The sequence below is a fragment of the Stenotrophomonas sp. Ste86 genome (assembly GCF_024519465.1).
Taxonomy (GTDB): domain Bacteria; phylum Pseudomonadota; class Gammaproteobacteria; order Xanthomonadales; family Xanthomonadaceae; genus Stenotrophomonas.
In genome coordinates this window covers 346,291-360,898 of record NZ_JALJRW010000001.1, presented here as the reverse complement: position 1 = coordinate 360,898, position 14,608 = coordinate 346,291, and the positions used below count along the sequence as shown (strand labels likewise).

General features: G+C 68.2%; 9 protein-coding genes. All 9 read left to right on the top strand.

Going from position 1 to position 14,608, the window contains the following annotated elements:
- Positions 1-484 precede the first annotated feature (484 nt).
- The 9 genes from glgA (at position 485) to NR101_RS01590 (ending at position 14,607) form a co-directional block, all read left to right on the top strand.
- Complete coding sequence (gene glgA, locus NR101_RS01630; protein ID WP_256774422.1) at positions 485-1,948, top strand: glycogen synthase GlgA; 1,464 nt, start codon at positions 485-487, stop codon at positions 1,946-1,948.
- The gene (gene glgB, locus NR101_RS01625; protein ID WP_256774421.1) at positions 1,945-4,185 is read left to right on the top strand and encodes a 1,4-alpha-glucan branching protein GlgB; all 2,241 of its coding nucleotides are present in this window, start codon (positions 1,945-1,947) and stop codon (positions 4,183-4,185) included. The genes glgA and glgB overlap by 4 nt, the downstream gene beginning before the upstream one ends.
- Positions 4,182-5,921 carry a malto-oligosyltrehalose trehalohydrolase gene (treZ, locus tag NR101_RS01620; protein ID WP_256774420.1) on the top strand — a complete coding sequence of 580 codons (1,740 nt, stop codon included), beginning with the start codon at positions 4,182-4,184 and terminating at the stop codon, positions 5,919-5,921. The genes glgB and treZ overlap by 4 nt, the downstream gene beginning before the upstream one ends.
- The gene (malQ, locus tag NR101_RS01615; RefSeq protein WP_256774419.1) at positions 5,918-7,819 is read left to right on the top strand and encodes a 4-alpha-glucanotransferase; all 1,902 of its coding nucleotides are present in this window, start codon (positions 5,918-5,920) and stop codon (positions 7,817-7,819) included. The genes treZ and malQ overlap by 4 nt, the downstream gene beginning before the upstream one ends.
- A 1-nt stretch (position 7,820) precedes the next feature.
- Positions 7,821-10,370 (top strand): malto-oligosyltrehalose synthase, encoded by a 2,550-nt coding sequence (treY, locus tag NR101_RS01610; protein ID WP_256774578.1) that lies wholly within the window; start codon positions 7,821-7,823, stop codon positions 10,368-10,370.
- Between the two features lie 11 nt (positions 10,371-10,381).
- Positions 10,382-10,543 carry a DUF2934 domain-containing protein gene (locus NR101_RS01605; RefSeq protein ID WP_256774418.1) on the top strand — a complete coding sequence of 54 codons (162 nt, stop codon included), beginning with the start codon at positions 10,382-10,384 and terminating at the stop codon, positions 10,541-10,543.
- Positions 10,540-12,672, top strand: coding sequence for a glycogen debranching protein GlgX (glgX, locus tag NR101_RS01600; protein ID WP_256774417.1), 2,133 nt, complete (start codon positions 10,540-10,542; stop codon positions 12,670-12,672). The genes NR101_RS01605 and glgX overlap by 4 nt, the downstream gene beginning before the upstream one ends.
- 5 nt (positions 12,673-12,677) lie before the next feature.
- The gene (locus NR101_RS01595; protein WP_256774416.1) at positions 12,678-13,586 is read left to right on the top strand and encodes an NAD(P)/FAD-dependent oxidoreductase; all 909 of its coding nucleotides are present in this window, start codon (positions 12,678-12,680) and stop codon (positions 13,584-13,586) included.
- 160 nt (positions 13,587-13,746) lie between these two features.
- On the top strand, positions 13,747-14,607 hold the full coding sequence (locus tag NR101_RS01590) for an STAS domain-containing protein (protein ID WP_256774415.1): 861 nt from the start codon (positions 13,747-13,749) through the stop codon (positions 14,605-14,607).
- The last annotated feature ends 1 nt before the right edge of the window (position 14,608 follow it).

The window sequence follows — 14,608 nt, the reverse complement described above, 5'->3', positions numbered from 1 at the left end:
GCTTACTCGTCGGAGGCCTTGCTGTTTCCCATGGTCTCTGGGCGTCCTGCGCGTCGAAATCAGCACTGGACTATAGCAAGTGACGACTTGCCGCGTTCGCCGCGGGCACGCTGAAGAAGGAATTCTGAATAATTCATTCGTCCCCATGAGTCAGCTGCAACTAGGTAGCTTGATAAGCACATGCTTTTTGAGCATGGGGGTTCACGCAACTGTCGTGCCAGGTTCACGGAGTATTGATTCAGCAGGGGTGTAGATTCAATTCACGCCCCAAGTAATGGCTGGGGTTCCCCCATCTTCGTAGTGCGCTCCTGACGATTGCTTGCGCCGGCCATTCCGGTTCGAGGTGGAGTCTGCTGCGTCGTGTTTTTCTGCCAGCGAGTCCCCCATGCCTACGCGACTTCTTCCCCTTGCGTCTTCCGCTGCCAGCGCAGAAGCCGTATCCCAGAGTGATCTCATTCGCGTGCGACGACATAGGCAAGCCGCGGTGCCGGTTGGCCTGTCAGGTTTCTCCAATCTTGCGACAGACACGGTGCGCCGCGTGCTGTTCGTGGTGTCGGAGATGGCCGATTTCGTGAAGGCCGGCGGACTCGGCGATGTGGCCGCAGCATTGCCACGCGCCCTGCGCGACCGCGCCGACATGCGCGTGCTGATTCCCGGCTACAGCGAGGTGCTTGCGCGCACCGGGCCCATCGAGGTGGTGGGGCAGACCGAAGCGCATGCGGCGTTGCCGGCGTGCGTGATCGCCCAGACGGTGCTCGAAGATGGCTTGCCCGTGTACGTGCTGATCTGCCCGGAGCTGTACGAACGGGAAGGATCGCCGTACGTGGACAACGCCGGCCATCCCTGGGCGGACAACGCCATTCGTTTTGCCACGTTGTCACGTGCGGCGGCGATGATCGCCTCGGGCGAGGTGGGCATGGAATGGCAGCCGGACCTGCTGCATCTGAATGATTGGCCGTGCGCGCTGGCAGCCGCGTACGTACGCTGGTCGGGCAGCACGGCGTCGTGCCTGCTGACCATCCACAACCTGGCCTACCAGGGTTTGTTCCCGAGCGCGCTGGCGGCCGATCTGGGCATCGACGAGGTGCAGCGCGAGGCGCTGGAATTCCATGGGCAGTTGTCGTTCCTGCGCGGCGGCATCGTACATGCCGACCAGGTCAACACGGTGAGCATCAGTTACGCGGCGCAGATCACCGCACCTGCCGAGGGCTGCGGGCTGGACCGGTTGCTGTCGCGACGCGCGGCGCTGGGTCACCTGAGCGGGATCGTCAACGGCATCGACGCCAGCTGGGACCCGAGCACCGACCGCCACCTGCCGGCGCACTTCGACGTGCGCAGCTTTGAAGGCCGCGACCATAACGCCCGCCACGTGCGCCGCGCCTTCGGGTTGCCGGAAAGCCGCGGGCCGTTGTTTGCGGTGGTGTCGCGGCTGGTGCACCAGAAGGGCCTGGACCTGACCTGCGATGTGGCGCCGCAGATCGTGGCGGCCGGTGGCCAGCTGGTGATCATCGGCGGCGGCGAGCCGGAGATCGAGGAGCAGGTGCGCGCATTGGCGCGGCGCTTCCCGGGCAGCGTGTCGGCCTACATTGGCTTCGATGAAACCCTGGCCCGGCGCATGTTTGCCGGCGCCGATTTCCTGCTGATGCCCTCACGGTTCGAGCCGTGCGGGTTGAGCCAGATGTATGCACAGCGCTTTGGTTGCCTGCCCATCGCGCACGCCACCGGCGGGCTGATCGATACGGTGGATGACGGCGTGACCGGCTTCCTGTTCAACGGGCCGGAGGCGGACATGTTGCGCCGCTGCGTGCAGCGTGCGTTCCGCACCTTCCGCCAGCCGCGCCTGATGGCCGCAATGCGTCGCGCGGCGATGCTGCGCCCCAGCGGCTGGGAAATTGCCGGCACGCATTACATCGACCTGTACCAGCGCACCGCCGAGGCGCGCGCATGACGGTGTCGTGCGAGGTGCAGGCCCCGATGCCGCAAGGTTGGGAGGGTGTACCGACGTCCTCGTCGGTTGACGAGCCCTTGTCGCCTGGTCTGGCCGCGCTGGCGGCGGGACAGCCGGGCGATCCGTTCGCGCTGCTGGGCCCGCACCAGGACGCGCAGGGCCGTTGGCGGCTGCGCGTGCTGTTCCCCGGTGCGCTGGCCGTGCAACGGCGCGACGCGAGCGGGCGCTGGCAGCCGATGGCGGCGCTGGGCGAAGGCCTGTTCGAATCCGCATGCGAAAGCGCTGCAGTGGCCTTGCTGCGGGTGGACTGGGGCACATCCACGCAGGAGATCGAAGATGTCTTCGGTTTTGGGCCGCAGCTGGATGCGGCACTGCTGGCGGGCATCCCCGCTGGCGACCCGCACAGCATCCGTTCCGGCCTGGGCGCGCAACGTGTCACCGACCAGGGCGTACACGGCGTGCGCTTTACGGTGTGGGCGCCGAACGCGCGTCGGGTGGCGGTGGTGGGCGAGTTCAACAGCTGGGACGGCCGACGCCATCCGATGCGGTTCCGCCATGAAGCCGGCGTCTGGGAAATCTTCGTGCCGCGCGTGGTCGCCGGTGCACGCTACAAGTTCGAAATCATCGCCGCCGACGGTTCGCACCTCACCGACAAGGCCGACCCGATGGCGCGGCAGTGCGAGCCGCTGCCGGGCACCGCCTCGGTGGTGGGCTCCGATGCGGGGCATGCCTGGCAGGACGGGGACTGGATGAACGCGCGCGCGGCCAACGCGGACGGTGCGATCTCCATCTATGAATTCCACGCCGGTTCCTGGCGCCGCGGCCCGGACGGCAGTGTGCTGGATTGGGACCAGTTGGCCGATGCGCTCATTCCGTATATCCAGCAACTTGGCTTCAGCCACGTCGAGCTGCTGCCGGTAAGCGAACATCCGTTTGGCGGCTCCTGGGGCTATCAACCGTTGGGGCTGTATGCGCCTACCGCGCGGCATGGTGACCCGGAAGGGTTCGCGCGTTTCGTGGACCGCTGCCACCAGCACGGCCTGGGCGTGATCGTGGACTGGGTGGGCGCGCATTTCCCGTCCGATGCGCACGGCATGCAGCGCTTCGACGGCACTGGTCTGTACGAACACGAAGATCCGCGCGAGGGCCTGCATCCGGACTGGGACACGCTGATCTACAACTACGGGCGCAGCGAGGTGTCCGGGTTCCTGATCGGCAGTGCACTGGAGTGGATCGACCGCTTCCATATCGATGGGCTGCGCGTGGATGCGGTGGCCTCGATGCTGTACCGCGACTACAGCCGCGCCGATGGGCAGTGGATTCCAAACGCGCACGGTGGCCGCGAGAACCTGGAAGCGATCGACTTCCTGCGTGCGCTCAATACCGCCATCGCCACGACTTATCCGGGCGTGGTGGTGATCGCCGAGGAGTCCACCGCGTGGCCGGGCGTGACCGCGCCGGCCGCCGAGGGCGGGCTGGGGTTCTCGCACAAGTGGAACATGGGCTGGATGCACGACACGCTCAGCTATCTGCAGCGCGACCCGATCCACCGCTCGCACCACCATAGCGAGATGACCTTCAGCGCGATGTACGCCTTCTCCGAGCAGTTCGTGCTGCCGCTGTCGCATGACGAAGTGGTGCACGGCAAGGGCTCGTTGCTGGGCAAGATGCCCGGCGACCGCTGGCAGCAGTTGGCCAACCTGCGCGCCTATTACGGCTTCATGTGGGCCCACCCGGGCAGCAAACTGCTGTTCATGGGCGGCGAATTCGCCCAGGCCACCGAGTGGAACCACGATGCCGAGCTGGACTGGGCGCTGGCCTCGCAACCCGAACACGCCGGGGTGGCGCGCCTGATCGCCGACCTCAACCGGCTGCTGCGTGATATTCCCGCACTGCGGCATGGCAACCGCACCGAGGACGGCTTCGAGTGGAGCGTGGGCGATGACCACGTCAACAGCGTGCTGGCCTTCGTCCGCCACGACGTGCAAGGCCATGGCGGTGCGTTGCTGGCGGTGAGCAATTTCACCCCGGTGGCGCGACATGGCTACCGCGTGGGGGTGCCGCGCGCCGGCCGTTGGCGTGAGGTATTCAACAGCGACAGCCACTTCTACGGTGGCAGCGACGCGGGCAATCGTGGACAGGTGGACGCCCGGCCCATTGCCATGCACGGCCACGCGCAATCCATCGAGCTGACCTTGCCGCCTTTGTCCACGGTCTACCTCCAGGTGATGGAGTGACGCCTGCGCGGCGGCAACTGGGCGCGCAGCGGCAGGCGGAAGGTGGGTACTGCTTCCGGCTGTGGGCGCCGGCAGCGCACCGCGTGGAACTGCTGCTGGAGGGCGAGGTAATGGCCATGGTTTCGGAAGAAGACGGGTGCCATGCCGTCGTCTGCGACGCCGCGCCCGGTGCGCGCTATCGCTTCCGCATCGATGGTGCGCTCAGCGTGCCCGATCCAGCCTCGCGCTGGCAGCCGGAGGGCCTGAACGGTCCCAGCGCCATCCCCGACGAGGACGCCTACGTCTGGCAGACCACAGGCGGGGCAGGGCGGCCGTGGTCCGAAGCGGTGCTTTACGAAGTGCACGTGGGCGCGGTGGGCGGCTATTCGGCACTGCAGGCGGAGCTGCCGGCGTTGGCGGCGATGGGCATCACCGCGCTGCAGTTGATGCCGCTGGCCACGTTCCCCGGGTCGCGCAACTGGGGTTATGACGGCGTGCTGCCATACGCGCCGGCCTCGGTGTATGGCACGCCCGACGAGCTGAAGGCGCTGGTCGATGCCGCCCACGGATTGGGGCTGATGGTGCTGCTGGACGTGGTGTTCAATCACTTCGGTCCGGAAGGCAACCAGCTGGCCAGCTACGCGCCGCAGTTTTTCCGCGAGGATGTGCGCACGCCGTGGGGCGCGGCCATCGATTTCCGCCAGCCGTGGGTGCAGCGCTACTTCATCGACAACGCGCTGATGTGGCTGCGCGAATACCGCTTCGACGGCCTTCGCCTGGATGCGGTACACGCGATCCATCCGCAGACGTTCCTGGTGACGCTGCGCGAGGCCATCCACGCCGATGGCCCGGCGCATGCGGTGGACCTGGTGGTGGAGAACGAAAACAATGCCGCCTCGCTGCTGGGCGAGGGCTATACCGCGCAGTGGAACGACGATTTCCACAATGCGTTGCACGTGCTGTTGACCGGCGAGACCGAGAGCTACTACGCCGACTATGCCAGCGCACCGGGGGCGCGATTCGCCCGGGTGCTGTCCGAAGGGTTTGCCTGGCAGGGCGAAGTGAACCGCCACGGGAACCGCCGCGGCGAACCCAGCGCAGGGTTGTCACCGGATCATTTCGTGGTGTTCGCGCAGAACCATGACCAGATCGGCAACCGCGCCTTCGGCGACCGCCTGCAGGGTTCGGTGGCCCCGGCACGCTTGCGGATCGCGCACGCGTTGACCGCGTTGACCCCGATGGTGCCGCTGTTCTTCATGGGCGAGCCGTGGGGCGCGCGCGAGCCGTTCCTGTTCTTCACCGATTTCGAGCCGCCACTGGATCAGGCTGTGCGCGACGGGCGGCGAACCGAGTTCAGCCAGTTCAAGGCATTCGCCGAGCCCGCATCGCGCGAGACCATTCCCGATCCGAACGCGCTGGAGACCTTCCTGGCCTCGCGCTGTCCGATGCCGTCGCTTGACGCGCTTGCGCACAACCCCTGGCTGACCGACTTCAAGGCGTCCCTGGCGTTGCGGCGCCGGTATCTGGCCGATGGCGCGGCGCAGGCACGCAGCCTGGGGGCCACGGTACTGGCCGATCAGGCCATCGCCGCGGGATGGGCACTGCCCGGCGGCGAGTGGTGGCTGGCCTTCAATCTTGGCGGAACCGCCGTGGCCGCCACCCTGCCGGCCGGGCAGACCGTGCTGCAGCTGGGCGACGTGGATGCCGACGACACGTTGGCACCGGACGCGATGCTGGTGCGCTGGGTGCCGCTATGACCGCGCCATCGGTAGCGCTGACGGACCTGGCCGCCACGGTCGGGTTGATCGTGGACTGGCATGACGTGCACGGCACGGCACGTCGGGTCGATCAGACCACGCTGCTGGCGGTGCTCGAAGCGCTGGAATGGCCGGCCGCCACCCCCGCACAGCGGCTGGACAGCCAGCAGCGCTGCCTGACCGAGCGGGCGCAGCCGAAGCTGCATACCGCACAGGTCGGCGCCATGCTCGTGATCGGTCCGGCCGGTGCAGGGCAGGGGCAGTGGTGCGATGAGGAGGGACATACCGAGGCCGCCAGCCAGGACGCGGCGGGTGGCTGGCGTTGCCCGCAGCGGCCCGGCTACTGGACGCTGCGCATTGGTGGCGGCGAACATGCCGTCGCCGTTGCGCCGGCCCAGTGCTTCGGCGTGGCCGATGCGACCGGCACGGAAGCCCCGCGCCGTTGGGGCGGCACGCTGCAGGTGTATGCGGGCCGCTCGCCCGGTGACGCCGGGATTGGCGACAGTGCGGGCGCGGCGGCGTGGTGCCGGCGGATCCGCGCGGCCGGCGGTGACGCGCTGACGCTCAGCCCGCTGCACGCGGCCGGCCGGATCGAAGCGTTGTACAGCCCGTACTCGCCCAGCGACCGCCGCTTTCTCGAACCGGTCTACACCGCGCCGCCTCCCTGGGTCGCCGATGACGACGACGTACTGCAGGCGCCGATGCCGACGCCCGACGGGTTGATCGACTGGGCGGGGGCGGCTGAGTACAAGTGGGCGCGATTGGCGCACTGGCACCAGTGGCTGGACGCCGCGCCCGAGAAGGTGCGTGAGGACCTGGATCGCCATCGACAGGAGGGCGGAACATCGCTCGCCCGGTTTGCCGCGTTCAACGCCGCCGCGCTGGGCCAGCCGGACCCGGCGCTGCAGGAATTCGCGCAGTGGTTGTCGACCCGAAGCTGGGCCCAGGTGCAGCAGCGCGCCCGCGCAAGCGGCATGGCGCTGGGGCTGATCGCCGATCTGGCGGTCGGCTTCGTACCGGACGGCGCCGAGGCGGCTGCCGCTGGCGATACCGCGCTGCGCGGGCTGGTGCTGGGGGCGCCGCCGGATGCGTTCGCGCCGCACGGCCAGGTATGGGGCGTGAGCAGCTATTCCGGCGAGGGGCTGCGGCGCACCGGGTTTGCGCCATTCATCGCCCTGCTGCGCGCGGTCATGCGTGATCGCGGTGGCGTGCGCATCGATCACATCCTCGGCCTGCAACGGCTGTGGGTGGTGCCGCACGGCGCAGGGTCGGAAGCGGGTGCATATCTGCGCTATCCGCTGGACGACCTGCTGAACCTGCTGGCGCTGGAATCGTGGCGGCACCGCTGCATCGTCATCGGCGAAGACCTCGGCGTGGTGCCCGAGGGCATCCGTCAGCGGCTGGCCGAGCGCGGCGTGCTCGGGATGGATGTGCTGGCGTTCTCGCGCGCCAGCGATGGTGAATTCCTGCCGCCCAACCTGTGGCGGAAGATGGCGGTGGCCACCACGGGCACGCACGATCTACCCACCCTGGCCGGGTGGCAGCGTGGCGAAGACATCGCCGTGCGCGCGCAGTTGGGCAACGACAGCGCAGCGACCGTCGCGCTGGCCATGCAGCAACGTCGCCAGGAAGCGGCGCAGCTGGCCGCCGCGGTGGGCGCCGATGCGACGTGCCCGGAAGCGTTGCACGATGCGGCCATTGCGTTCGTGGCCGCCGGTCCTGCGCCGCTGGCGCTGCTTCCCGTGGAAGATGCGCTGGACCTGCGCGAGCAGGTGAACCTGCCCGGCACCGTGGCGGTGTATCCCAATTGGCGGCATCGCCTGCCGCAGCCATTGCCGCGGCGTACGCTGCACGCTACGTTGCGTCGGTTCGCGGCGGCGCGCGGCAGTGAGCCCTGAGATGGTGCCGTTCCGCGCAACCGCACGGCTGCAGCTGCATGCCGGTTTCGATTTCGAGGCGGCGCGCGCGCAGGTGGCCTACTACGCGGCGCTGGGCATCAGCCATCTGTATCTGTCGCCGATCACCCGGGCGGTGCCCGGTTCGACCCACGGGTATGACGCGCTCGATCCGACCACGGTCAATCCGGCACTGGGCGGCGAAGCCGGGCTGGTGCGCCTGGCCGGGCAGGCGCGCGCGCACGGCATGGGGCTCATCATGGATATCGTGCCCAACCACGTGGCCGCACACCCGGACAATCCGTTCTGGGCCGATGTGCTCGCCAATGGCCAGCGCAGCCGGTATGCGGCGTGGTTCGACATCGATTGGCAGGCGCCTGGCCGCGGCGGCAAGCTGTGGCTGCCGGTACTGGATCGCCCGCTGGCCACGGCGGTGGCAGAAGGGGGGATCCAGGTGGAACGCGATGCGGCAGGCACCGCCTGGCTGTCGCTCGGCGATGCCCGTTATCCCTTGGCGCCGGAAACCCAAGCCGATGCCGTACCGGGCATGGCAGCCGGACCGCTCACCGCATTGCTCGCCGGCCAGGCCTATCGGCTGGCGTGGTGGCGCAGTGGCGACGCGCAGGTCAATTACCGCCGGTTCTTCACCGTCACGGCGTTGGCGGCGCTGCAGATGGAGCGCGCCGAGATCTTCGATGCGGTGCATGCATTGCCGCTGCGGTTGGCCGCCGACGGCGTGATCGACGGGGTGCGCGTGGACCATGTGGATGGCCTGCGTGATCCTGCCGCCTATCTGCGACGCCTGCGTGATGCGCTGGATGTGGCCGGCGCGGCACGCAACCTGGCCCCCGGCACGCTTGGGCTGTGGGTGGAAAAAATCCTCGGCCCCGATGAGCGGCTGCCACCGGATTGGCCCTGTGATGGCACCACCGGCTATGACCTCATGGACCAGGTGGGCGGACTGATGCATGACAGCGCCGGTGGCGCGGTGCTGGCACAGCAGTGGCGACAGGCGACGGGAGACGCGCGCACTGTCGGGCAGGTCGAGCTGCAGGCGCGCGGTGAGGTGCTGGATAACGGGCTGCACGCCGAGTTCGAGGCACTGGCCGCGTTGCTGGCCGAGGTCGCCGACGAAGCCGGCGGCCAGGCAGCTGATTTCGGCAGACCCCTGCTGGCCGCGGCGGTGGCCCGGTTGCTGGCGCATTTCCCGGTGTACCGCAGTTACCTGACCGGCGCGGCACCGGCCGCATTGGACCGGGTCTGGTGGCAGCGCGCAGCACGCGATGCCTGCGCCGGCGCCGACCCTGCCGTGACAGTGGCCATCGAGCACATCCTGCGCTGGATGCTTGAAGCACCTGCGCCGATGGGCTCGCCCGCGCTGCCGGCACGGTGCCTGCGGCTGCGCCAGCAGTTCCAGTTGCTGAGCGCGCCGCTCAACGCCAAGGCGGTGGAGGACTGCAGCTTCTATCGCTACGCCGCCCAGCTCTCGCGCAACGAGGTCGGCACGCATCCGTCGGTGCTGGGGCTGTCGCCGGACAGCTTCCACGCGCTGGCGGCCGAGCGCGGCCAGTTGCATCGGCGTGCGCTGCTGGCCACGGCCACCCACGACCATAAACGCGGAGAAGACGCGCGGATGCGGCTGGCGGTGCTGTCGCACTGGCCCGCGTGGTGGGGTGCCACTGCACGGCGCCTGGACCGCCTCGCCGCGCCGCTCGGCGTGGCCGCGCTGCATCCTGCCGATCGCCAGATGCTGTGGCAGACGCTGGTGTCGGCATGGCCGGCCCAGGTCGAGCAGCTACCGGACGACTTCAGCCCGCGCATCCGCCAATGGCAACGCAAGGCGCTGCGCGAAGCTGGCGTGCGCAGCAGTTGGCGCAACCCCGACGCCGCCTACGAGCAGATCGCAGACAGGCTCGTCGACGACCTGCTGTCTGTATCCCGTGCGCAGCCGCTGCGGCACGCGCTGCGTGCGGCAGTGACGCGGCTGGCGCCGGCCGGTGCGCGCCTGAGCCTGGCCCAGACCGCGCTGCGCCTGACCGTGCCTGGCGTGCCGGATCTGTACCAAGGCACCGAAACGTGGGACCTGTCGCTGGTGGACCCGGATAACCGCCGGCCGGTGGATTACCCGGCACGCCATCACGGACTGGATGACACCCGGGCGTGGTCGCAGCTGCTGGCGGCGTGGCACGACGGCGCGGTAAAGACGCGCCTGCTGCGCGACCTGCTGCAGTTGCGGCGCGCGATGCCGGCGTTGTTTGCGCACGGCGATTACCAACCGCTGGATAGCACCGCGCCCGATCGCGTGCTGGCGCTGTGCCGCACGCACGCGCAGCAACGCGTGGTGCTGGTGGTGGCCATCGATACCACCGCCGGCCCGGCGGCGGAGGCGAGCACCGCGCTGCCGGGGCGTTTCTGGGGCGGGGCGCGCGTCAACGTCCCGCCTGGCCGTTATCGCAACGTACTCACCGGCCTGTCTGTAGATATTCAAGCCGTTGGCATTCCCCTGCGGGTGCTGTCTGCGGACAGCCCCGTGACCGTGTTGATCCACCAATGAAGCCGGGACCCATGGAAGAGCAAGAACGACGCGAACGCATTGAAGAACTGGCGCGCCAGATCTGGGAGGCCGAGGGCCGCCCGAACGACCAGCACCTGCGCCATTGGCTGATGGCCGAGCGCCTGCTGGAGGCCGAACTGCAGGCCGCCGCCGGCAAGGAGCGCGGCCAATGACCGGTCAGCCGTCGGTACAGGGCTCGCGCCTGCGCGCGGGCCGTCCGTTCCCCCTGGGGGCCACCTGGGATGGGCTGGGGGTCAATTTCTCGCTCTACAGCCGGCACGCCACCAAGGTGGAGCTGTGCCTGTTCAACGAGCGCGGACGCGAGGTGGAGCGGATCGTCCTGCCCGAGTACACCGACGAGATCTGGCACGGCTACCTGCCCGATGCCCGCCCGGGCCAGCGTTATGGTTACCGCGTGGACGGCCCGTACGCACCCGAAGCGGGCCATCGTTTCAACGCCAACAAGCTGCTGCTGGATCCGTACGCCCGGCAGATCGTGGGCCAGCTCAAGTGGGCGCCGGCGCTGTTTGGCTACACCGTCGGGCACCGCGACAAGGACTTGAGCTTCGACAAACGCGACAGCGCTCCGTTCATGCCCAAGTGCGCGGTGGTCGATGATGCCTTCACCTGGGGACGTGATCGCCCGCCGGGCGTGGCGTGGGATGACACGGTCATCTACGAAGCGCACGTGCGCGGCCTGACCATGCTGCACCCGGACGTGGCCGAATCGGCGCGGGGCACGTTCTCCGCGCTCAAGCAGGACGGTTTGCTGGACCACCTCAAACAGCTCGGCGCCACCGCGCTGGAACTGCTCCCCATCCACGCCCATGTGGACGACCAGCACCTGCTGGAGCGCGGCCTGCGCAACTACTGGGGCTACAACACCCTGGCCTTCTTCGCGCCGGACCCGCGGTTGCTGTCCACCAATGCGATCGCCGAGTTCAAGCAGATGGTGGCCTGCGTCCACGCCGCCGGGCTGGAAGTGATCCTGGACGTGGTCTACAACCACACCGCCGAAGGCAACGAACTGGGCCCGACCCTGTCCTTCAAGGGCATCGACAACGCCAGCTACTACCGGCTGGCCGACAATCCGCGCTACTACATCAATGACACCGGCACCGGCAACACCTTCGACCTGACCAACGCCGGCGCGCTGCGCATGGTGATGGACTCGCTGCGCTACTGGGTGCAGGACATGCACGTGGACGGCTTCCGCTTCGACCTGGCCACCATTCTCGGCCGCGAGCGCTCCGGCTTCGACCCGTCCGGCAGCTTCCTCGATGCGGTGCGCCAGGACCCGGTGCTGAGCCAGGTGAAGCTGATCGCCGAGCCGTGGGATATCGGCCCGGGCGGCTACCAGCTGGGCCAGTTCGCACCGGGCTGGGCCGAATGGAACGACAAGTTCCGTGACAACGTGCGGGCGCTGTGGCGCGGCGATGGTGGCCAGCTGGCCGAGTTCGCCACGCGCATCATGGGTTCGGCCGACCTGTTCAACCACAAGGGCCGGCGCCCGGCGGCGTCGATCAATTTCGTTACCGCCCACGATGGCTTCACCCTCAGCGATCTGGTCAGCTACAACGACAAGCACAACGAGGCCAACGGCGAAGACGGACGCGACGGCAGCGACCACAACATCTCCTGGAACCACGGTACCGAAGGCCCGACCGAGGATCCCGACGTGCTGGCATTGCGTGCGCGGCAGATGCGCAACCTGCTGGCGAGCCTGCTGTTCTCGCAGGGCACGCCGATGCTGCTGGCCGGCGACGAGTTCGGGCGCACCCAGCAGGGCAACAACAACGCCTATTGCCAGGACAACGCGCTGACCTGGATGGATTGGGCGCAGGCCGGCTCGGAGGCCGGCGTACGCCAGGCAGCGTTCGTGCGCAAGGCGCTGAAGCTGCGTCGCCGCTATCCGCAGCTGCGGCGCGGGCGCTTCCTGGACGCGCGTGACGACATGGCCGATACCGCGATCGAATGGCTGCGCGCCGATGGCGGGGTCATGCACGAAGCGGACTGGAACGATCCCGAGGCGCGCGTGCTGATGCTCAAGATGGGCGGCAACGCGCTGGAGACCAGTGAGCCCGGCCCCGAGCATGAAACCCTGCTGTTGCTGTTCAACGCCGGCCACAGCGAGGTGCGCTTCGATGTGCCGGTGCTGCCCGGGCGGCATTGGCGGGTCCTGCTGACCAGCACCGATGGCCCCGTCCCGGCGCTGGACCCGCAGGGCGGGCTCACGATGCCCGAGCGGAGCATGGGCCTGCTGACCAGCCGCCGCGTGCGTGCTCCCGAGAAAACCCCGTGACGGCCATGACCCCCGCGCAGACCGGCAAGTACGACGTGGTGGTGGTGGGCGGCAGCTACGCCGGCATGTCCGCCGCGCTGCAACTGGTGCGGGCGCGTCGCAACGTGCTGGTGATCGATGGTGGCACGCCACGCAACCGCAACGCGCTGGTGGCGCATGGATTCCTGGGCCGGGAGGGGATCGCGCCTGCGGAGATGGCGATGCAGGCACGGCAGGAACTGATGGCCTATCCGACCTTGACCTGGCTGACCGCAACGGCGGTGGCTGCGTCGGCCGAGCCGGATACGCCGTTCAAGATTACCTGCGAGGACGGTCAGACCTTCAGTGCCGACCGTTTGATCCTTGCCTATGGGGTGACCGATGCGCTGCCCGATATCGATGGGGTGGCCGAGCGCTGGGGACGCAGCGTGCTGCACTGCCCGTACTGCCATGGCTATGAGCTGTACGAGGGCAGGCTCGGGGTGATCGGCTGTGCCGACGATGGCGGCGCAGGGCAGGCGCTGCTGCTGTGCGACTGGGGCCAGGTGACCCTGTTCTGCAGCGAGGCAGACACGCGTATCGATGCAGAACAACGCCGCCGTCTGGACGATTGCGGCGTGGTGATCGACTCCACGCCGGTGCGATGCGTGGAGGAGAAGGCCACCGTTGTCCTCGACGACGGGCGCCGCCTGCCGATGGACGCGTTGTTTGTCTCGCCGCGCTCCACGCTGTCCAGCGACCTGGCCGAGCAGCTCGGCTGCGAGCTCAAGGACGGCGGCTGCATCAGCACCGACTCGGCCAAGCAGACCACCGTGCCGGGCGTGTTCGCCTGCGGTGATGCGGCGCGGATGGCCGGCAATATTGCCCTGGCCGTGGGGGAGGGCGCGCTGGCCGGGGTGGCGGTGCACCACTCATTGATGGGGTTGCTGGACTGAGCAGAGCGATTTTTTCTGAACGAGTCAGGGACCTGCACGGATCTTTCACGCACCGGGCGGCAACGTAGCACCTCATAAACCTGAATTCATTTAAGCTCGCGTGCTGGCGCGCATTCATGTGAAGTGCGTCACTTTTTGATCCCCTTTCCAGGAATGCCCCATGGCGGCTTTGCAGCAGCGCACGATCGACCTTATCCGTAGCCAGCAGGAACAACTGCTGTCCAAATGGATGGAGAACCTCACCTCCGGAAGCCAGGCGCAGGACAACCGGCTGTCCCAGCGCGAGCTGGAGACGCAGGCACGCGAGTTCTGGCGCTTGTTCCTGGAGGCCATCTCTACTGCCAACGCCGGCACCGTGGGCGCCCGAGAGTGGCAGGACACCCGCCGCTTCCTGGAAGATCTCTCGCGCGATCGCGTGCTGAAGGGCTTCAATTCGACGGAGACGGCCAGCTTCCTGTTCTCGCTCAAGCGCCCGTTGTTCGAACTGGTCCAGCAGGGCTATGCCGCCGATGCAGCGCAGCTGGGCGACCAGCTCTGGGCGATCTCCGAGCTGCTGGACCTGCTCGGTCTGCACAGCGTGCAGGCGTTCCAGAAAACCCGCGAAGACGTGATCCAGCGCCAGCAGGAAGAGATGCTGGAGCTGTCCACCCCGGTGGTGAAGCTGTGGGAAGGCGTGCTCGCGCTGCCGATGATCGGTACGCTGGATTCGCAGCGGACCCAGGTGGTGATGGAATCGCTGCTGCAGCGGATCGTCGATACCGGCTCGGAAATCGCCATCATCGACATCACCGGCGTGCCCACCGTGGACACCCTGGTGGCCCAGCACCTGCTCAAGACCGTCACCGCGATCCGCCTGATGGGCGCCGATGCGATCATCAGCGGCGTGCGCCCGCAGATTGCCCAGACCATCGTGCACCTGGGGCTGGACCTGCAGGGCATCGTGACCAAGGCCAACCTGGCCGATGCACTTGCCCTGGCGCTCAAGCGCACTGGGCAGACGGTGGTGCGGGCAGAGCGCTGAG

Excerpts from the sequence above, each read along its gene's own strand:
- glgB (WP_256774421.1), top strand. The coding sequence starts at position 1,945 with ATGACGGTGTCGTGCGAGGTGCAGGCCCCGATGCCGCAAGGTTGGGAG.
- malQ (WP_256774419.1), top strand. The coding sequence starts at position 5,918 with ATGACCGCGCCATCGGTAGCGCTGACGGACCTGGCCGCCACGGTCGGG.
- treY (WP_256774578.1), top strand. The coding sequence starts at position 7,821 with ATGGTGCCGTTCCGCGCAACCGCACGGCTGCAGCTGCATGCCGGTTTC.
- NR101_RS01605 (WP_256774418.1), top strand. The coding sequence starts at position 10,382 with ATGGAAGAGCAAGAACGACGCGAACGCATTGAAGAACTGGCGCGCCAG.
- glgX (WP_256774417.1), top strand. The coding sequence starts at position 10,540 with ATGACCGGTCAGCCGTCGGTACAGGGCTCGCGCCTGCGCGCGGGCCGT.
- NR101_RS01595 (WP_256774416.1), top strand. The coding sequence starts at position 12,678 with ATGACCCCCGCGCAGACCGGCAAGTACGACGTGGTGGTGGTGGGCGGC.
- NR101_RS01590 (WP_256774415.1), top strand. The coding sequence starts at position 13,747 with ATGGCGGCTTTGCAGCAGCGCACGATCGACCTTATCCGTAGCCAGCAG.